Annotated in this window: 8 protein-coding genes, 3 tRNA genes and 3 rRNA genes; 8 read left to right on the forward strand and 6 right to left on the reverse strand. The window is 59.5% G+C overall.

All coding sequences use genetic code 11. From position 1 onward, the window contains the following. Positions 1 to 18: 18 nt before the first annotated feature. Positions 19 to 1,530, reverse strand: coding sequence for an oligosaccharide flippase family protein (locus GRF63_RS14395; protein ID WP_160486723.1), 1,512 nt, complete (start codon positions 1,528 to 1,530; stop codon positions 19 to 21). After that, positions 1,527 to 2,573 carry a glycosyltransferase family A protein gene (locus tag GRF63_RS14400; protein ID WP_160486724.1) on the reverse strand — a complete coding sequence of 349 codons (1,047 nt, stop codon included), beginning with the start codon at positions 2,571 to 2,573 and terminating at the stop codon, positions 1,527 to 1,529. The genes GRF63_RS14395 and GRF63_RS14400 overlap by 4 nt, the downstream gene beginning before the upstream one ends. Positions 2,574 to 3,261: 688 nt before the next feature. Between GRF63_RS14400 and GRF63_RS14405 the strand changes: the two genes are divergently transcribed. From GRF63_RS14405 to GRF63_RS14430, 6 genes are all read left to right on the forward strand, one after another. After that, a 16S ribosomal RNA gene (locus GRF63_RS14405) occupies positions 3,262 to 4,748 on the forward strand. Between the two features lie 182 nt (positions 4,749 to 4,930). Beyond that, positions 4,931 to 5,007 (forward strand) — tRNA-Ile (locus GRF63_RS14410). Positions 5,008 to 5,027: 20 nt separating this feature from the next. Next, a tRNA-Ala gene (locus GRF63_RS14415) sits at positions 5,028 to 5,103 on the forward strand. A 269-nt stretch (positions 5,104 to 5,372) separates the two neighbouring features. Beyond that, positions 5,373 to 8,162 (forward strand): 23S ribosomal RNA (locus tag GRF63_RS14420). A 140-nt stretch (positions 8,163 to 8,302) separates the two neighbouring features. Beyond that, a 5S ribosomal RNA gene (gene rrf / locus GRF63_RS14425) occupies positions 8,303 to 8,417 on the forward strand. The 16S, 23S and 5S rRNA genes sit together here with 3 tRNA genes alongside, the layout of an rRNA operon. Positions 8,418 to 8,524: 107 nt before the next feature. Next, positions 8,525 to 8,601 (forward strand) — tRNA-Met (locus GRF63_RS14430). 261 nt (positions 8,602 to 8,862) lie between these two features. On the opposite strand, the gene GRF63_RS14435 is transcribed toward GRF63_RS14430, so the two are convergent. Beyond that, the gene (locus tag GRF63_RS14435) at positions 8,863 to 10,992 is read right to left on the reverse strand and encodes a hypothetical protein (RefSeq protein WP_160486725.1); all 2,130 of its coding nucleotides are present in this window, start codon (positions 10,990 to 10,992) and stop codon (positions 8,863 to 8,865) included. Between the two features lie 635 nt (positions 10,993 to 11,627). Between GRF63_RS14435 and GRF63_RS14440 the strand changes: the two genes are divergently transcribed. Next, on the forward strand, positions 11,628 to 13,865 hold the full coding sequence (locus GRF63_RS14440) for a TonB-dependent receptor (protein WP_160486726.1): 2,238 nt from the start codon (positions 11,628 to 11,630) through the stop codon (positions 13,863 to 13,865). Between the two features lie 103 nt (positions 13,866 to 13,968). Further along, on the forward strand, positions 13,969 to 15,666 hold the full coding sequence (locus tag GRF63_RS14445; RefSeq protein ID WP_160486727.1) for a sulfatase family protein: 1,698 nt from the start codon (positions 13,969 to 13,971) through the stop codon (positions 15,664 to 15,666). A gap of 30 nt (positions 15,667 to 15,696) precedes the next feature. Here GRF63_RS14445 and GRF63_RS14450 read toward each other — a convergent pair whose 3' ends face one another. The 3 genes from GRF63_RS14450 to GRF63_RS14460 are packed head-to-tail and all read right to left on the reverse strand — an operon-like array spanning position 15,697 to position 20,131. Next, positions 15,697 to 17,685 (reverse strand): glycoside hydrolase family 3 protein, encoded by a 1,989-nt coding sequence (locus tag GRF63_RS14450; protein ID WP_237392508.1) that lies wholly within the window; start codon positions 17,683 to 17,685, stop codon positions 15,697 to 15,699. 35 nt (positions 17,686 to 17,720) lie between these two features. Beyond that, the gene (locus GRF63_RS14455; protein WP_160486728.1) at positions 17,721 to 18,728 is read right to left on the reverse strand and encodes a formylglycine-generating enzyme family protein; all 1,008 of its coding nucleotides are present in this window, start codon (positions 18,726 to 18,728) and stop codon (positions 17,721 to 17,723) included. 5 nt (positions 18,729 to 18,733) lie between these two features. Beyond that, positions 18,734 to 20,131 carry a sulfatase family protein gene (locus tag GRF63_RS14460; RefSeq protein WP_160486729.1) on the reverse strand — a complete coding sequence of 466 codons (1,398 nt, stop codon included), beginning with the start codon at positions 20,129 to 20,131 and terminating at the stop codon, positions 18,734 to 18,736. Between the last annotated feature and the right edge of the window lie 111 nt (positions 20,132 to 20,242).

The following is a 20,242-nucleotide window of genomic DNA, read 5'->3' on the forward strand; positions in this document are numbered from 1 at the left end:
CCGGCGGCCCAAATCGCGCTATTGCGGTGCGGGGTCCCGCGATGCGCGCGGCGCGGGGACAAGCGCGCTGCAGCCAAAACGATCCAGCGCGTGGGTGGCGAAGTGGTGGATCTCGGAATAGGCCGGGTGGCGGATCTGCCGCAGGGTAATCAGCCACAGGGCGATGCCCACCATCGCAGCGCAGAACACCTGGATGAAGCCTGCATCCCTGGCCGGCGCGATATATACATAGGAAAGCCATACCGGCAGAACCGCCACGCCCGTCACCAGTGCGGATTGCATCCATATGCGAAACAGTCCGCGCCAGGTGAAGCCGACCACCGTTTGCAGGAACGGCGCATGGATCAGCAGCCAGGCAAAGCCATAAGCCACGCGGCTGGCCGCCGCTGCCTCCAGAGAGAACCACGCCCCGATTGCCAGCAGGACAACGGAGACGACGGTATCAAGGCCGAAGCGCCACAGCAGCGGGCGCATCCGGTTGAGCAGAATGGGCAGTTCCACATGCAGGGGCAGGGCGATCATGAGGATCTGCGACATGGCGATCCATTCCAGCGGCCGTGCCGAGCCAAGCCAGCGCTCTCCATACAATATATTGATCACCGGCACCGCGCAGGCGGCAAGGCCGGCCATCGTGGGCCAAGTCAGCGCGGTGAAGCTGGCCGTCACCCGCTCATAATGCGGGCCAAGGGCATCGCCGCGATCGCGGAAACGGGCGAATGCGGGATAGAATACGGTGGTCATCCCGCCAGACACCAGCCAGCGTAATTGCCAGGCCAGCCCATAGGCGCGGGCAAACAGGCCCACCGCCACGGCATCCAGCAATCGGCCGATCAGCAATTCCGGCAGCCGCGATCCCAATTGCGACAGGCCATTGAGGACGGTTGAGAAGCCGCCGAACCGCAAGACGGGCATTGCCCCTTCAAGGCGCGGGGGTATCGGCAATCGGCCGCCCACCCGCCATTGCGCGATTGCAGCGCGCGCCACCTGCTGGGCAAAGGCACCCCAGGCCAGCGCAATCGCGCCATATCCGTGCCACGCCAAAGAGATGGCGACGGCAGCATTCGTCAGCACCACGCCGATCTCGATCATGGTGTTGGATTTGAAATCCATCTTCCGCTGCAACAACGCCATGGGCACCGTGGCCAGCGGTACGAAGAAATAGCTGGCAGCCACCACCAGCAGCAGCGGCAATAATCCGGGAAGGCTGTAAAAGGCCGCGGCGGGCCAGCTCAGCAACACGCACGCCGCGGCAATCGTCCAGCTGATGGCCAACGACACTGTAAAGGCGGTGCGGATGCCGTCCTCATCCAGACTGGCTTCGCCCGCCACATAACGGTTGATGCCAAACTCCTGCAGCACGGCCAGCAGGGATACAAAGGAGAAGGCGATGGTGAACAGGCCCAGCTCATCCGGGTCGATGAACCAGCGCGCCAGTATGACACTAGCGGCAAACTGGATCACGAAGGCGCCCATCTGGCTGGCCATCGCCAGCAGGGCCGCACCCCTCACACTCATATTGCCCGCGCTCATGCGGAAACCGCCTGCCGCGATGTCGGCGCTTCCGGCTCGCTCGCTCCGGCTCCGCGCGCATTGCGACGGCGGCGGAAGGCCAGCATCGGCGCGGCCAGTGATGGCACCGCGCTCCACAAGGCAAAGTAGAATTGCCACACCGCGCCCAGTTCCGGCCCGGCGCTGGCTTTCAGATCGTGCAGGGCACCGCGTTCCCCATCGATGATCCGGTCCGCTGCCAGCGTAAAGCGCAGCTGGCGGCGGTTATCTTCCATCATGACCCGCGCAATCTCCGCTTCAGGCGCATCGGCACCCAGCGCACCCAGCGCCTTCTCGAAGGTCTGGATATTGCCTTTCAGCATCTTCAGTTCGGAGGCGGAGGCAGACTGGCCACGAACGCGGTAATCCGCCAGCACCTCATCTATATATAGCGCGTGGCCGCCCAACAGCATCAGCCGCACCCACAGATCGAAATCTTCGGCATGCGTCATGGCCGGATCGAATCCACCGATCGCGTCAAAATCGGCGCGGCGGAAGGTGGACCCTATATATACGCCGAAACTGCGATCCAGCACGTCGCCCAGAGAGCCGCGAATGCCATCCCCGCTGCCTTGTGGCCCGGTAAAGCATTGGCGCTCCTGCGGGACAGCGCCGAAGATGCGCGCATTCACGGTGACAAGGCGCGCTGCGGGGTCCGCCTCCAGCGCCTGGCACGTGCGCGCCAGATATTCGGGGCGCAGCATGTCGTCTCCATCCAGCAGGGCGATAAGGGGGGCGCTTGTTTCGGCAATCGCGCGATTGCGCGCGGTGGACACGCCGCCATTCTCCGTTTGCAGGAAGGTGATGCGCGTATCTGACAGGAAGGGGGCAACGGCGCTGGCCACATCATCGGGCGCGCCATCATCCACCACCACGCATTCCCATTGCGTCATTGTCTGCGCCAGCAGGGACTCAAGCGCTGCGCCCAACAGGTGCGCCACACCATATGCAGGCACGATCACCGCCACGCGCGCGGGCGCACGCGTAAGAGTGGAGTTGGAAACAGGGGGGCACTGGCTGCTCATCACCTGCGCGCATTAACCGCGGGGACGTAAAGATTGCCTCAATGAGCGTGAGATTCGCGATTCGAGCATTAAGGCAAAGACTGAAAAGGCGATTCACCCGCTGCCGAAAGCTGGAAAGGGGGCTGAATCGCCTGATTCATCCGGCTGAATCGGCAAGATGCCCAGGGCGACCTCCTCGAGCCCCTCCAGCAGGCTTCAAATGCGTCAGAAATTTCACGAAAAAACCTACGCTATTTCAATGGGTAACGCCCGAAAATGTAATTTTTGAAAGAAATTTGAAAAAACCCCGTTGACCGAATCCCGATGCCCGCCTAGATGGGCTCCACCGACGCAGAGCAGACGGCCTCGCCGCTCTACACTGCAACGGTCGCCAACACGAACGGATAGCCGGATCCCCCGGTGCAAATCGGGGAACCCTTAGCTGTCCGCTTTGATATTGTTGAGTGGCTCTTTGACATTGTTAGTTTTTGATGAAGGGACATGTGGGCGACGGCGCCAGGTCCGGGGGTTTTAAGGCTCCGGATACCTGTTAAATTAAGCCGACGCCACATCCTGATCGAACTCCACGTTCGGTCTGTGATGATGCATGTTCATTCGTATCCATTACGTTTGACAGTGCAGGTATCGGCTCCTTGAAGCTTATGCCTTGCCGGTCTGCAGTTTACTGTGCCGGCTTGGTGTATGACACAAACTTGAGAGTTTGATCCTGGCTCAGAACGAACGCTGGCGGCATGCCTAACACATGCAAGTCGAACGAACCCTTCGGGGTGAGTGGCGCACGGGTGCGTAACGCGTGGGAACCTGCCTTTAGGTTTGGAATAACAGTGAGAAATCGCTGCTAATACCAAATAATGTCTTCGGACCAAAGATTTATCGCCTTTAGATGGGCCCGCGTTGGATTAGCTAGTTGGTGGGGTAAAGGCTCACCAAGGCGACGATCCATAGCTGGTCTTAGAGGATGATCAGCCACACTGGGACTGAGACACGGCCCAGACTCCTACGGGAGGCAGCAGTGGGGAATATTGGACAATGGGCGAAAGCCTGATCCAGCAATGCCGCGTGAGTGATGAAGGCCTTAGGGTTGTAAAGCTCTTTTACCAGGGATGATAATGACAGTACCTGGAGAATAAGCTCCGGCTAACTCCGTGCCAGCAGCCGCGGTAATACGGAGGGAGCTAGCGTTGTTCGGAAATACTGGGCGTAAAGCGAACGTAGGCGGTCTATTAAGTCAGGGGTGAAATCCCGGAGCTCAACTCCGGAACTGCCCTTGAAACTGCTAGACTAGAATCCTGGAGAGGTCAGTGGAATTCCGAGTGTAGAGGTGAAATTCGTAGATATTCGGAAGAACACCAGTGGCGAAGGCGACTGACTGGACAGGTATTGACGCTGAGGTTCGAAAGCGTGGGGAGCAAACAGGATTAGATACCCTGGTAGTCCACGCCGTAAACGATGATAACTAGCTGTCCGGGCTCATAGAGCTTGGGTGGCGCAGCTAACGCATTAAGTTATCCGCCTGGGGAGTACGGTCGCAAGATTAAAACTCAAAGGAATTGACGGGGGCCTGCACAAGCGGTGGAGCATGTGGTTTAATTCGAAGCAACGCGCAGAACCTTACCAGCCTTTGACATCCTTCGACGGTTTCTGGAGACAGATTCCTTCCTTCGGGACGAAGTGACAGGTGCTGCATGGCTGTCGTCAGCTCGTGTCGTGAGATGTTGGGTTAAGTCCCGCAACGAGCGCAACCCTCATCCTTAGTTGCCATCATTTAGTTGGGCACTTTAAGGAAACTGCCGGTGATAAGCCGGAGGAAGGTGGGGATGACGTCAAGTCCTCATGGCCCTTACAGGCTGGGCTACACACGTGCTACAATGGCATCTACAGTGAGCAGCGATCCCGCGAGGGTTAGCTAATCTCCAAAAGATGTCTCAGTTCGGATTGTTCTCTGCAACTCGAGAGCATGAAGGCGGAATCGCTAGTAATCGCGGATCAGCATGCCGCGGTGAATACGTTCCCAGGCCTTGTACACACCGCCCGTCACGCCATGGGAGTTGGTTTCACCCGAAGGTGGTGCGCTAACCGGTTTACCGGAGGCAGCCAACCACGGTGGGATCAGCGACTGGGGTGAAGTCGTAACAAGGTAGCCGTAGGGGAACCTGCGGCTGGATCACCTCCTTTCTAAGGATATTGGCGGAAAGCGCCGGCCCTCGCGGTCGGAAGTGCTTCCTCCGTTTCCAAAGAACATTGCCGTCGTCCTCATGTCCTTTCATCACTGGAGAAACACACAGGGTCAAACCTGTGCTGTTTATGCCTGAGCTGGCTCACGCCCCTCGCGGCCATTTGGCCGGCGTTTGGCATGTGGGCCTGTAGCTCAGTTGGTTAGAGCGCACCCCTGATAAGGGTGAGGTCGGTGGTTCGAATCCACCCAGGCCCACCATTATTCTTGCGCATGGCTACGGGGCCTTAGCTCAGCTGGGAGAGCACCTGCTTTGCAAGCAGGGGGTCATCGGTTCGATCCCGATAGGCTCCACCAGCCATCAGCATTCTCCAGGATGAAAAGAAAACGGATCCCGCGTTTGGCGGGTAGGCGGTTTCGACCGCTGTCTTTGACATTGTGAATGGGTTTTTAAATCGATGCCGTGGCGGTATCGTCGTAAAGGTTCTGACCTTCGGGTCAGAGATCTGCGCGATCGATATCATCACAAATCAATCAATTTTGATTATCTGGCTGAGATAATATCCTCCGCGCCATCTTTAAGCGAACAGGCTTTATGCAGGCTTGTCGTTGATGGTGTGGATTCTCAAGCGTGAGGTAAGAGCATTTGGTGGATGCCTTGGCATGTACAGGCGAAGAAGGACGTGGCACGCTGCGATAAGCGTCGGGGAGATGTGAGCAATCTTTGATCCGGCGATTTCCGAATGGGGAAACCCACCTTCACCATTTCTTCTCTGTTACCTTCGGGTAATGGTGGAGAGGTGGATAAGGTATCACCGAGCTGAATATATAGGCTTGGTGAAGCAAACCCGGGGAACTGAAACATCTCAGTACCTGGAGGAAAAGACATCAACCGAGATTCCGTTAGTAGTGGCGAGCGAACGCGGACCAGGCCAGTGCCTTCATTTCAACTAGCAGAACACTTTGGAAAGAGTGGCCGCAGCGGGTGACAGCCCCGTATGCAAAAGTGATGATGAAGGACTTGAGTAGGGCGGGACACGTGAAATCCTGTCTGAACATGGGGGGACCACCCTCCAAGCCTAAATACTCGTACATGACCGATAGCGAACAAGTACCGTGAGGGAAAGGTGAAAAGCACCCCGATTAGGGGAGTGAAACAGTACCTGAAACCGAATGCTTACAATCAGTTGGAGCCCCTTTGGGGGGTGACAGCGTACCTCTTGCATAATGGGTCAGTGACTTAATCTAACATGCGAGCTTAAGCCGTTAGGTGTAGGCGCAGCGAAAGCGAGTCTGAATAGGGCGACAGAGTATGTTGGATTAGACCCGAACCCCGGCGATCTAGGCATGACCAGGCTGAAGGTGCGGTAAAACGCATTGGAGGGCCGAACCGTTTAATGTTGAAAAATTATCGGATGAGTTGTGTTTAGGGGTGAAAGGCCAATCAAGCCGGGAAATAGCTGGTTCTCCGCGAAATCTATTGAGGTAGAGCGTCAGATGTATGCCGATGGGGGTAGAGCACTGGATGGGTGCGGGCGGCGCGAGCCGTACCAAGCCTAACCAAACTCCGAATACCATCGAGTCTTGTCTGGCAGACAGACGGCGGGTGCTAAGGTCCGTCGTCAAAAGGGAAACAGCCCTAACCTACAGCTAAGGTCCCCAAGTCATATCTAAGTGGGAAAGCATGTGGGAATCCCAAAACAACCAGGAGGTTGGCTTAGAAGCAGCCATCCTTTAAAGAAAGCGTAACAGCTCACTGGTCTAAATAAGGGTTCCTGCGGCGAAGATGTAACGGGGCTAAAGATATGCACCGAAGCTTAGGGTTCAGAATTTATTCTGAGCGGTAGCGGAGCGTTCCGTAAGCGAGTGAAGCCGAAGGGTAACCGACGGTGGACGTATCGGAAGTGCGAATGCTGACATGAGTAGCGATAAAGAGGGTGAGATGCCCTCTCGCCGAAAGACCAAGGGTTCCAGCGCAACGCTAATCGGCGCTGGGTTAGCCGGCCCCTAAGACGAGCCCGAAGGGGGTAGTCGATGGGAACCACGTTAATATTCGTGGGCCTGAAGATGTGTGACGGATGGCGGAAGTAGTTCAACCTTATCGGATTGGTTGGGCTGCCAAGTTGTCCCGGGAAATAGCCTCTTCATATAGACCGTACCCGAAACCGACACAGGTGGTCAGGTAGAGTATACCAAGGCGCTTGAGTGAAGTATCCTGAAGGAACTCGGCAAATTGCCTCCGTACCTTCGGAAGAAGGAGGCCCTGATTTGAGGCAACTCTTATCAGGGGGCACAGGCCAGGGGGTAGCGACTGTTTATCAAAAACACAGGACTCTGCTAAGTCGGCTTCAAGACGACGTATAGGGTCTGACGCCTGCCCGGTGCTGGAAGGTTAAGAGGAGGAGTGCAAGCTCCGAATTGAAGCCCCAGTAAACGGCGGCCGTAACTATAACGGTCCTAAGGTAGCGAAATTCCTTGTCGGGTAAGTTCCGACCTGCACGAATGGCGTAACGACTTCCCCACTGTCTCCAGGATATGCTCAGCGAAATTGAAGTTCCCGTGAAGATGCGGGATACCCGCGGTTAGACGGAAAGACCCCGTGCACCTTTACTGCAGTTTCAGAGTGGCATTAGGAAAGAGCTGTGTAGCATAGGTGGGAGGCTTTGAAACTTGGGCGCCAGTCCGAGTGGAGCCATAGGTGAAATACCACCCTGCTGTTTTCTGATGTCTAACCTCGTACCGTTATCCGGTACAGGGACCCTCTGTGACGGGTAGTTTGACTGGGGCGGTCGCCTCCTAAAGAGTAACGGAGGCGCGCGATGGTAGGCTCAGGCTGGTTGGAAACCAGCTGCGAGAGTGCAATGGCATAAGCCTGCCTGACTGCGAGACTGACGAGTCGAGCAGAGACGAAAGTCGGTCATAGTGATCCGGTGGTCCCTCGTGGAAGGGCCATCGCTCAACGGATAAAAGGTACGCCGGGGATAACAGGCTGATACTGCCCAAGAGCTCATATCGACGGCAGTGTTTGGCACCTCGATGTCGGCTCATCACATCCTGGGGCTGGAGCAGGTCCCAAGGGTTTGGCTGTTCGCCAATTAAAGTGGTACGTGAGCTGGGTTCAGAACGTCGCGAGACAGTTTGGTCCCTATCTGCCGTGGGCGTCGATTGTTGAGAGGAGTTGCCCCTAGTACGAGAGGACCGGGGTGAACATACCTCTGGTGTACCTGTCATCGCGCCAGCGGTGCAGCAGGGTAGCTATGTATGGACGGGATAACCGCTGAAAGCATCTAAGCGGGAAGCCTCCCTCAAGATAAACAATCATCGAACCGTGATAGACCATCACGTTGATAGGCCGGGTGTGGAAGTGCAGTAATGCATGTAGCTAACCGGTCCTAATAGTTCTGTTCGCGCTTGGTGAATCTGCACCATCAACGTCAGGCCTGAATTGGCTTAATGTTGTGGGGGATTTGTCCAGCCGGATAATGACGCCTTCAAAAGCAACACAACCCTGATTGATACATCGATTTAAAACCTTGCACGCACGCCGGCTTCATTGCTTGGTGATCATAGCGTCTGTGACCCACCCGATCCCATCTCGAACTCGGCCGTGAAACCAGACAGCGCCGATGGTACTAGTGCTTAAGCACTGGAAGAGTAGGACGTCGCCAGGCATTGTAGCCGGCGGGCATGCGAGGAAATAACCCATTCACAAGTCAAAGGGCTGACCCCACAAAGGGCAGCCCTTTTGGCGTCTTTGATCGACGCCAGAGAATGGTGCCGCGGGATGGAGCAGTCCGGTAGCTCGTCAGGCTCATAACCTGAAGGTCGTTGGTTCAAATCCAACTCCCGCAACCACCGACACATTGAATTGAATCAAAAACAGCCTCGCCGGTTTCGGCGGGGCTTTTTTGCGTTTGGTTCTGCGCGCAAATAGGAAGCAGACTTCGTCCAAGACTGTTTGAACCTAGACCTCGCGACCCAAACTCGGCCATTCGTGCTTCTGCATGGTAGAAAAGTTTGTTGCGACGGGCGCCACATCGCTTGCCTTTGGCCTGCTGCATGTTGGACCTGTCCACTGCACCACGATCTGAGGCAGTTTCTGGAAGCGGAAGACCGCTAGAACGCGGCGTGGATCTGGAAGGACAGCTCCACTGGGCCGCCGAACGACGTCCGCGAGGCCTCGGCGCGCAAGCCCACCGGGAATTTTGCTGCTTGTCCGTCAAGGGTCAGGCCGAGCGATTGGCGGGTGTGATCTTGTGACATTTCGCCCCGAAACTGCGCTGCGCTCTCGTCTGTCTGAAAAGTGAGCGCCTGATGATCCTGGTTTCGGCTTTCGATGGCGGCGAACGGGCGCAAGCGCAAGCCACTGAACCCGAAGGGCATGCCCGCCTCCAGGCGGATCGCTTGGGCAGAGGCGCTTCTCTCGGCGACACGCACGCCAGCTATGCCCGGTACGTCATAGGCGTCCGTTTCATGCCAGATCCCAGTGACGGAAAGCGCCAGATCGAAGCCGGGGGTGCGTTCTGTCGGCACAAAGACCTGCCCGTGGAGCCTGGCCTCTAGCCCAATGAGAGAGCCGCGCACTGTTGCACCCGATCCGGTCCCGGAAAGATGTGCAAGGCTCGCCCAGGTCGGGCCTGCAAAGGCGAGGGCGGATGCATCGAGCCCGCCAAACCGCTCATCGAAGGCAAGGCCCAAAGCGAATGCGGTCTGCGTTGCAGACGGATCGGCTGCCTTCCTCGACGCACTGCCTCGGCCGTAGGTGAGAAATCCCGAAACCGGGCTCTCGCCTAATCTCCGCCCGATGACCAAGCCTGCCTGCGTGTTTCTCTGCCTCAGGCCGGTGTCGCTGCGGAAGCCGGAGTTTGAGGCGAAGGCGCCAGCCCAGGTCTTGTTGCTTCGGAACGAGTTTTGCACGGCGGATGCTACCGCGAGACCGAGGTGCGTCGCAGCGTGCTCACCAAGCGAGAAGGCGGAAAGGTCGATCGTGAGGAGCGCGTTGCCGACAAGGGTTCCGGGGCCTGTCAGGATCAGCTGCTCCGGTGCGTCGTCAAAGAAGAATGCCCCGCGGTCCTGCAAGCCCCAGATCAGGGTGTCGGTGCCATCCCCGAATGTCACGCTGCCGGCGAAGTTGACGTTGTCCTCCACGTCCAGTGTGTCATCTCCGGCCCCGAGATCGAGCGTGCCCGTGAATATGCTTCCCGCGCGCAGCCTGACCGTATCATCGCCATCTTCGAGCAGGATGGGTGTTGCAACCTGACCGCCTGACTCGACTTCAAGCAGATCATTGCCATTGCCCAGATGTGCAGTGCCTTCGATCATGCTTCCAGGCCTGATAATCAGCGTGTCGTTGCCCTCTCGGAGGCTGAGGGCAACGCCGCTCATGCCCCGCAGCGTACCGGCATTCACCACGGTCTGGCTCCGCTCGTCGCTCCTCCAAACGGCGATGGCGATGTTGCCTTCGATGAGGCCGGTATTTTTCACGTAGGAATCGTTCAGCGCCGGATCGAAATTGATCCCTACATCATGACCATGGCCGATGATGGTGCCCGAATTGATGATCACGCCGCTATCCAGATCGATCCCGTCCTGCTGTTCGGTTGCCTGGATGAGGCCGGTATTCACGATCCGGGCGCGCTCGGCGACGTTGATGCCATCGTCCTTCGAAACGATCACGCCGTGATTGACGATGGTGACATCATCCGCATTCGCGTTGATGCCTTCGTCTTCCGCCCTGATTGTCGCTCCGGCCCGGTTGGTGATGCTGCTGCCCGCCCCTGCTTGCACGCCGTCATCCCCGAGGCCCAGAATGGTCCCGTAATTGTCCACAGTGGAAAAATCGCCAAGTTTGACGCCGTCCGACCCTCCCGTGATCGTGGCGCCGGCGGCGTTGAGAAGGGTCGAGGCGTCGTCCGCCTGAACGCCCTCATCGCCGCCGGTTATCGTACCCCGGTTTTCCACCGCGGCCCGGTTCCCGAGGTTCAGCGCATCGCGAGCGCCCCGGATGATGGATCCGGCCGCATTGTCGATCCGGACATCGCAACCGCCTTTGACGGCGTGATCGAGCAGGCTCTCGATACTGCCGGTGTTGGCGAGCAAGACAGTGCTGCCGAATACGAAGGCGGGGCCGGAACTGGCGGTCGGGCCAGAATTGTTGATCGTGGCGCCGGAGAGGCTTTCATCGGAAATACCCGACCCCGGGCTGGCGCAGGTCCAGACGATGTCGGGCTCGCTTTCGGAAAGCACACAATCGGCGCGCGCAGGGGAAGGTAAAAAAGCAACCGCGAGAACCGCTACGGGAAGAGCTGTCCGGCCTGGTGTCCATGGGCCGCGCCGTGGACGTGGTTCCTTATCTGCATAGGGGAATGGAGCACACCGGTCCGAAAACGAAACCAACTTTGATCTCCCGCACAGGATCGACCGGAAATGAGACTGTTCTGAAACGCTTTGTTGAAAGTTCCCGGCAGGTTACTGCCAGTCTGACCCTACCGGGGCAGTGCTTGAACCTTGCAAGAGAGCAGGCTGTTTATCAAGCCATCATAGTCAGGTATTTTTTTGGTCGATACTGACAATGTGGCAGTACTCCACAATCCAATTACCGCGAAATCGATGCACAACCTTGATCTTACACGTCAGGATTTGCCATTCGATATGCCGCTTCTGCTTTAGACGGTGCGATATTACACTGCGCTAACAGTGGTCCCGGAGTGCGGTGGCCCGTGGTTGCCCTACAGCGCTCCAAAACCTCCGATAGAGACAACGTTGTATTGACCTGAGGCAACGTTGTCTCTATCGGAGGCTCAAATCGCGCGCTGAATCGCGAAACGCACAGGGAGAGAGTTATGAAAATCACCACGGGTCTAATGCTGTCCGCGTCATTTATGGCGTTTGGGGTAGCAACTCCTGCCATCGCGCAGGACAATCAGCCGGTTGACAACGCGGCTGAAGCAGATGCGATCAGTTCCAATGCCATCGTGGTGACGGCAACCCTGCGTGAGCAGACGTTGCAGGAAGTGCCCGTCGCGGTTTCTGTCGTTTCCGGCGATCTGCTGGACAGCACCGGCGTTTCAGGGATCAGCCAGATCACCGAAGCTGTGCCCAGCATCACCTTCACGAAGGGCAATAACGAATCCAACAGCTCGCTGAGCATTCGCGGGATTGGGACCAACGTTTTCTCCCCCGCGGTGGAGCCGTCCGTTTCGGTGGTCTTCGATGGCGTGGTCATGGCGCGCTCTGGTCAGAGCTTTCAGGATTTCATCGATGTCGAGCGTGTTGAAGTGCTGCGCGGTCCGCAGTCGACACTGTTCGGCAAGAATGCGTCTGCGGGCGTGGTGTCGGTGACGACGCAGGATCCGACCGACTATTTCTCCGGCAAATTCGATGCGATGTATGCCGAGGGCAATGAGTATCAGATCCGCGGCACCGTTTCGGGCCCGCTATCCGATACCGTGGGCATGCGCATCAGTGCGTTTCACCGCTCTTTCGATGGGCTTTCCACCAACCTTTTCGACGGTTCGGATGTCAACGGATACGAGGCCTGGGGCCTGCGCGGAAAGCTGCAGTTCGAGCCGACGCCAGACCTCACCGTCAAGCTGATCGGTGACTACCGCGATTACGAAGCTACTCCCACCTTCGTGCTGCGCGATTTCGATAATCCCGCCGCGCGCGATCTTGTCGCTCCGCTCGATCCGTCGATCAGCAACATGGACGTGAAAGTCAATCTCAATCCGCTCAGCCTTTCCACCCAGGGCGGTGGGCAGCTGAACGTGGAATATGTCTTCGCCAATGAAATGACGCTGACCTCGATCTCGGCGATCCGTAACTGGAAGTTCGAGAACGAGCTGGATGTCGACGGTACGCCGCTCTCCGTGGGCCAGCCGCCGGTGCTGCCGTTTGCATGGGATTCCAATGCGGGGCGCACCAACCTCGATCAGTACAGCCAGGAAATCCGTCTGGCATCGCCCGACCTTGGCGGCTTCGATTTCCTTGTCGGTGCCTTCGCCTACAAGCTCAAGCTTGATCGCTATTTCCAGCGTCGCTGGGTCTTCTCCGGCCCGCGCCCGCGTAGCGGCACGTTCAACAGCACGACGGACACCACCAATCTGGCGGCCTTCGTCAGCGGCAACGCCTATTTCGGTGACTTCAACCTGTTTGGCGGCGTGCGCGTCATCCGTGAAGAGCTGGAGTGGGAGGTTGTTCGTGACCCTGCCAACGTTCTGGTGCCTGGTGACGAGCCGCTGCCGGGCGCAGCAGGCCGGCCGGCAGACTTCACCGGATCGACCAGCGACACAGCCGTTACGGGCACGATCGGTCTGCGCTATGATTTCGGCCCGGCGAACGCCTATGTCCGCTATTCGCGCGGCTACAAGGGGCAGGGCTTCAACGTCGCTTTCGCCTCGCAGGAGGGCAGCGAGCCCATCGATGCTGAATCTGTCGATGCCTTCGAAGCGGGCCTGAAGCTGGAAACCTATGATGGCGTATTCGCGGTCAATGCCGCTGCCTTCTACACCAAGTACGACAATTATCAGGCGCAGGCGCAACGCCCCAACGACATCACGTTCGAACTTGCAAACGCCGGTGCAATCTCCACCAAGGGAATTGAGCTGGAAACCAGCATTAATCCCACGGAACTGACCTCGATCCGGTTCGGTGCCACGCTGATGGACGCAAAGATCGACAGCTTCCCCGGCGGCCCCTGCTATCCCGGCCAGACGGCAGCGCAGGGTTGCGTCGGCGGTTCACAGAACCTTGCCGGTGCGCCTTTGCCAAATGCCCCGGACCTGCGCCTGACCGCATTCGTCAGGCAGTATGTGCCGCTGGGCGATTCCTCGCCCGTGGACCTCTATGTGCAGAGCAATGCGGTGTATCAGTCGGAAGTGCAGTGGAGCCTCAACCAGGATCCGCGCACCCTGCAGGATGGCTATGCCGTTGTGAACGGAGCCATCGGCGTTGAGGATCGCGACGGGCGCTATTCCCTCAGCGTGTTCGTGCGCAATATCTTCGATCAGCAGCAGCCTGCATCCCTCAGCTATTCGACGACGGCCGGTGGCCGCTCGCTGGCTCAGGTGTGGCGAAACCAGGAACGGTATTTCGGCGTGCAGGGAAGCTTCAGCTTCTGATCGGGCCGTTCAGGGCGGTCGCTCCTCCTTTCTGGATCGCCCCTGTTCAATGGCGGCAGCGACATTTCCAGTCGCTGCCGCCATATTGCTTTGAAGCGGGAGAATGGCAGTGGTTTTTAGGCGCATCGCAATCTGGGCTGCTCTTGTGGCAGGCATCGCGCCGTTGTCCTCTCTCGCGAAGGGGGAGAGCGAGGAGCGGCCCAATTTCCTGCTGATCGTGTTCGAAGACATGAGCCCGCATATCGGTGCCTATGGCGATCCGGTGGCGCAAACCCCGGTGCTGAATGCCTTTGCCGAAGAGGCGGTGCTTTATGAGCGAGCATTTACGACGGCGGGAGTGTGCGCACCCAGCCGCGCGGCGCTCGCCATGGGCGTTCCGCAGCAGTCGATCGGCGCGCAGCAGATGCGGGTCGCCACGGGCGTGGAACTCGAAGATGGGTCCCGCCTGCCGTATGCCGCGGTGCCGCCGTCCTATGTGAAGGCCTATCCCGAACTGCTGCGCCGCGCTGGCTATTACACCACCAATAACGGCAAGACCGATTACCAGCTGGCCGTGGACAGTTATCGCGGCGGTCCGTTTACAATCTGGGACGATAGCGATGCCGCGCATCCGTGGCGCGGGAGGGCGCAGGGGCAGCCGTTCTTCGCCATGGTCAACATCATGGAGACCCACGAAAGCTGGACTTTCCCGCTTGATCTCAAGCCCGATGCCCACCCGATGGCAGAGCGGCTGGGTGCCCGGTTGCGCGAAGCGCTGACGGGCCGTGCGCAGGTGCATGATCCCGCGCAGGTGATCGTTCCGCCTTTCCTTCCCGATACCCCGCTTGTCCGGCAAGAGCTCGCGCAGATGCTCGACAATATTCACTATTACGAACAGACGGTGGCGCGCCTGCTGGCAGAGCTTGCAGAAGACGGTCTGGCCGACAACACGATTGTGATCGTCACGACCGATCATGGTGATGGCATTCCGCGCGCGAAGCGATCCTTGTACGACGCCGGCCTGCATGTGCCGCTGATGGTGCGCTGGCCGGATGGGCAGGGCGCAGGAACGCGCGACGGACAGCTCGTCAGCTTCGTGGACATGGCGCCCACCATCCTAGAACTTGCAGGTGAGGACGTGCCGGAATGGCTGGCGGGGCGGGTGTTCCTAGGCCCCGAAACCGGGCCGGAGCGCGGTTATATCTACGCTGCCATGGACCGGCATGACGCGCAGCAGGATTTCGCCCGCGCGGTGCGGGACGACAGGTGGAAATACATCCGCAATTACGAGCCTGAAAGGCCGTTCTTCCGCCATCTGAGGTTCCGCGACATGCAGCGATCCATGCAGGAATTGTGGCGCCTGCACGAGGCAGGCGAATTGCCGCCGCGCATCCAGCAGTATTTCACCGCGCCCCGGCCAGAGGAGGAGTTGTACGACACCTGGGCCGATCCGTATGAGATGACCAACCTCGCAGAGGACGAGCGCTACATCCGCATGCTGGACAGGATGCGCGGCGCATTGCATCGCCATCGCGAAAGGTTTGAAGACCTCTCCGTCGGCGGTGAACTGGCCATGGTTGAGCGCATGTGGCCGGGGCTTGAGCAGCCGGAAACTTCCGCCCCTGTCATGAGCGAAACGCGGGCAGGCCTTGTAAGGCTGACCTCGCAAACGCCCGGAGCCTCAATCGGCTATCGGATCGATGGCGGCCCCTGGAAAGTCTACGTCGAACCGCTCGATCTGGGGGTTGGCAAAACACTGGAAGCAAAGGCCGTGCGCTATGGCTTTGCCGAAAGCCCGGTGACCCAAGCTGTTGGCGACTGAGAGACAGGCTGCGCCCGTGGCGGGCGTAGATTACAGTCCGGCGCCGAACGGATAGAGCGGATCGGTGCTGTCATCGGGTGCCGCAGGATCCTGCGCCTCCACCGCTTCCATCGAACGCGGAAGTTCGAACGGCAGCCGTCCGCGCGCCTTCGCCCGGCCCAGCGCCACGTCCAGCACGGCGGCGTCGCTCGCTCCGAAGTTGGCCAATATAACGTCAGTCAGCGGCAGCACCTGCGTCAGCACGGCTGGCCGGTCGAGAAAGATTGCCAGCATCGTCGGCACATCAGCCGCACTGGCCTGCGCCAGCGCTTCATAGGCAGGATCGCCGGGCTGGAAATTCAGCCTTCCTTCCTTGTAACGGCTGCCAAAGAAATGGTTGGGGTGAAGCATCTCCGACGGCGTATCGGCACGCACGATGGCGAAATCAGCGTCGGCAATTTCCTCGACTACTTGCAACCCTGCTGCCTGGGCGGCTTCGGGTGACATGCCGTGCAGCCAGACTTTTGCGCCGGACGCGAAGGGCAGGGCGCTGCCTTCATTGCGCAGCAGGACCTGCGCTTCACGCTGCAGCCTGTCGGCCTTGGCGATATCGTCCGCGCCGCCGATCGCAGCCGTTGCCGCAGCAGGGCTGACATAGGGATTATCAAACAGGCCGAGCTGGAACTTGGGCACCATCACGCGGATCACCGACTGGTCTACGCGCGCCTCGTCGAGTTCGCCTGCATCAAGGGCTTCGAGCAGGGGAGCGACATCGTCCGTGCCGCCGAACTGGTCGATCCCGGCCTGCAAGCCTTTGACGTAGCGTTGTTGGACGGTGAGGTCCTCCACCCCCCATGACGTGGCGATATCCTGCGCACGCTGCGGCGCTTCGTCGGTCGGGTTCAGGCACCTTTCGTTGCAATCGCGGGTGATGCCCCAATCGGACAGGATGATGCCTTCGTAACCCAGTCGCTGGCGCAGCAGGCCATCCAGCAATTGCGCACTATAACCGGGGCTGACCGCCTCGATCGCTTCGCCATCCAGCGTTGCGTCGCGAAGGATTGGATAGGCGGGCATGATCCCGGCGCTTTTCGCAGCCAGCGCGCCATTGAAGGCAGCGATATGCTGCGCGAAATAATCGCCTGGATCGGCAAAGCGACCGTAGTAATTGTGCGCTTCGAACCCTTCCGGCTGCGCGCCATAGCCCACCCAGTGCTTCACCACGGTCATGACCCCGTCGGCCTGCAGTCCATCACCGCTACCCTGGAAGGATTCCACATAGGCACCGCCCAGTTCGCTGCTGAGTTCGGCCTGGCTGCCGAATGTGCCGCTGCCGCGCGGCCAGCGCGGCTCTGTCAGCAGATCAAGCTGCGGGGAAAGCGCCATGTGGATGCCCAGCGCACGATATTCGCGGCGGGCAATTTCGCCGAACTCGCGCACGAGTTGCGGATCGCGAAGCGCCGCAAAGCCGAGCAGTTCGGGCCACTGGCTCGTGCCGCTGCCAGCCTCCGCCGCGCCAAGGACATAGCTGAAATGGTTGCGCGGATCGGTGCTGATCGTCAGCGGAATGCCCAGCCTGCCAGCGGCGGCGACTTCCTGCGCGAGGTTGTTCTGCTCTGCCAGGTCGGCCGGGTCGAGCGTGAGGCGAGTGATATAGCTGGTGACGTGCTTGTTACCCACCAGCGCGCCAAGCGACTCAAGGTCGTAGGTAGCTGCGCGGCCAAGTTCACCGCCAAGCCCCGGCATCGTCGAATGCATCAGCGTGCCGACTTTTTCGGCCTGCATCATGCGCGCCGCAAGGTCAGTTGCGCGCTCTTCTGCCGACAGGCGCCAGTCCTCGTAAGGAGCAAGCTGGCCATCGCCATCGGCATCGCGGAACTGCAAACCGTCGACTGTAATAGCGCTCTTCACCCGCAGGCCGAGATCGCGCTGGGTGGATTGCACGGGTTGCATCGGCTCCGCGCCGGAGTGAACGCAGCCGCCCAGTGAGACGGCGCTCAGCACCAGCATCGAGGTTGCCATTAGCTTTGCGGTTTTCATGTCAGGTTCCTGTATCTTCAAAAGCTGGGTCAGCGTCAGGCTGGCGGCGTATCGTAAGCGAGGCGGAAGCCCACATTGCTCGCCCCCATTCCCGGATCGCGGCCTTGCCGGGCTGCGGGGCGATAGCGCTGGCAGTAATTGGGGGCGCACAGGTAACTGCCGCCCTTCATCACGCGGCTGGGGTAACCGGGATTGAGCGGGTCATAGGCCTGGTTCTCGCTTGGCCCGCGCGGATTATCGGTATCTGCCGGATCGTGTCCGGGGCGGAACAGGTCCGCCGTCACTTCCCAGACATTGCCGACCATGTCGTAAAGGCCATTGGAATTGGGCGCATAGCAGCCGACAGGAGCGATGCCCTTGAAACCGTCAGTCTCCTGATTGACGGCAGGAAACACGCCTTGCCAGCTGTTGGCTTCTTCGGGCTGATCGGTCGTGGCAGGCTGCCCGGCGGAGGCGGCATATTCCCATTCTGCCTCCGTTGGCATGCGCCCGCCTTTCCAGCGCGCATAGGCCTGCATGTCGTCCCATCCCAGATGAACCACCGGTTCATCGCCCTTGGCTTCAGGACCATTTGGGCCATAGGGCCGCTTCCAGTTCGCGCCGGGCACGTATTTCCACCAGTCGGAATAGCTGTTGGATGGCCGTTCGGGCGGGGTGAAGACTGCCGAGCCTGGCAGCAGCAGTTCTGGCGGTATCTGCGCTTCAGGCACACCGAAGGCCGCCGGATCGACGGGCTTTTCAGCCAGGGTGACATAGTCGGTGGCGTCCACGAATTGGGCGAACTGCCTGTTCGTCACCTCGTGCGGATCGATCCAGAAAGCATCGACGGTGGTCTGCCGGACCGGGCCTTCCTCGGGATAAACCTCGGCCTGTCCCATCGCGAAGGTGCCGCCCTCAAGCTGCACCGGCGTATCCTCGATTGCAGAGCAGGCGCGGGCGACCTGCTCCTGCGACGCGGCGGGGGCTTCCGACTCTGCGCTGCAACCGGCGGCTGCCAGGCAGATGGCCACAGCAGCCAGGCCGATGGTCTTGTCAAAAGCCATGAAATTCACCTGTCACCGTCAAGGATCGGCCCCAGCGGTGCCGTGGGATCATCCGGATAAATCCCGCCGCGATCCACCGCCATGGGTGCAATCTCTGCGCTCATCTCTTCCGCCAGCGCCAGCAGCCGCTCGTATTCGCCCGGATACCTGTTGGCGATGTCATAACGCTCCTGCGGGTCGGCCAGCATGTCGAACAGCTTGGGTGCGGTGTAGCGACGGAAATCTATATGCGAGGCGCGATAATATTCGCTCAACAGCAATTTAAAGCGTGGGCTGCGCACGGCGGCGAGCCCGTTGTTGTTGATGAAGTAGAGGATTTCGTGCGGGCTGGGCGCGCCTCTCGTCCACATCGCGGTAACGTCGCGGCCATCGATAGTGCGGTCCTGCGGCACCTGCGCCCCGGCCAGCTGCGCGAAGGTGGGCAGCATGTCGATGCTCATGCTCATCGCGTCATTATGGGTTCCGGCCGCCACGCCCGCAGGCCAGCGCAGCAGGAACGGCACGCGGTAGCCGCCTTCATTGGTATCGCCTTTGTGCCCCTTGAACGGGCCGCTACTGCCCTGAAACCACGGGCCATTGTCGCTGGTGAAGATCACCAGAGTGTTTTCCCGCAGGCCGTTTTCATCCAGTGCGGCGAGAATGCGCCCAACGGCGTCATCCAGTGTCTCGATCGTGTCGCCATAATCGCCCGCCGGTCCGCTGCGGCCCGTGTTCTCTGGCGGGAAGAAGAGCGGGCGATGGGGAAAATTGGTGGCGTAGTAGAGGAAGAACGGCTCAGCCGCATGGTCCGCGATGAAGCGCTCGGCCTCCGTTGCATAGGTGTCCTCAAGAGTGGTCTGGTCGATTTCGCGCTCCACCATCCGGGTGCCCCGGTAAAGGTTGAACGGCTCCTGATCGTTGGAATAGGGAACGCCGAGGAAGCTTTCGAAACCCTGCTGGGTCGGCCAGTATTCCAGGCGATGGCCAAGATGCCATTTGCCGATCATGCCCGTGGCATAGCCCGCATTGCGCAGCATCTCGGCAATGGTGATTTCCTCACTCGGAAGGCCCCAGTCGGAATGCGGCCTGGTGACGAACTGCATGCCGGAGCGCGGGGCATAGCGGCCCGTCAACAGGGCCGCGCGGCTGGGGGAACACACGTTCGATCCGGCATAGAATTGCGACATGACGAGGCCGTCCGTGCCGATAGAATCGATATGCGGCGTTTCGATATATTCGGCGCCTGAAGAGGACAGGTCGCCCCATCCCATATCATCTACGAAGATTACGACGAAATTCGGGCGCGGCGCGTTGTCGCTGGTTTGCGCAGACGCCGGAGGGCTCCAGAGCAGTGACGCGATCACAGCGGCGAAGGCGAACCTGCCGAACGCCGATAGCCCCGAAATTTTAGCCGAACCGGTCATTCCATCATCCCACGCGCCATGTCACTCGCCCTTCATGGCGGCAACTTTTGACACTTCGCTATAGACAACGTTGTCTTCCGTCAATACAAACTCCGGCAAGAACTATTGGTC

It is taken from the genome of Aurantiacibacter rhizosphaerae (assembly GCF_009807005.1).
Lineage (GTDB): Bacteria > Pseudomonadota > Alphaproteobacteria > Sphingomonadales > Sphingomonadaceae > Alteraurantiacibacter > Alteraurantiacibacter rhizosphaerae.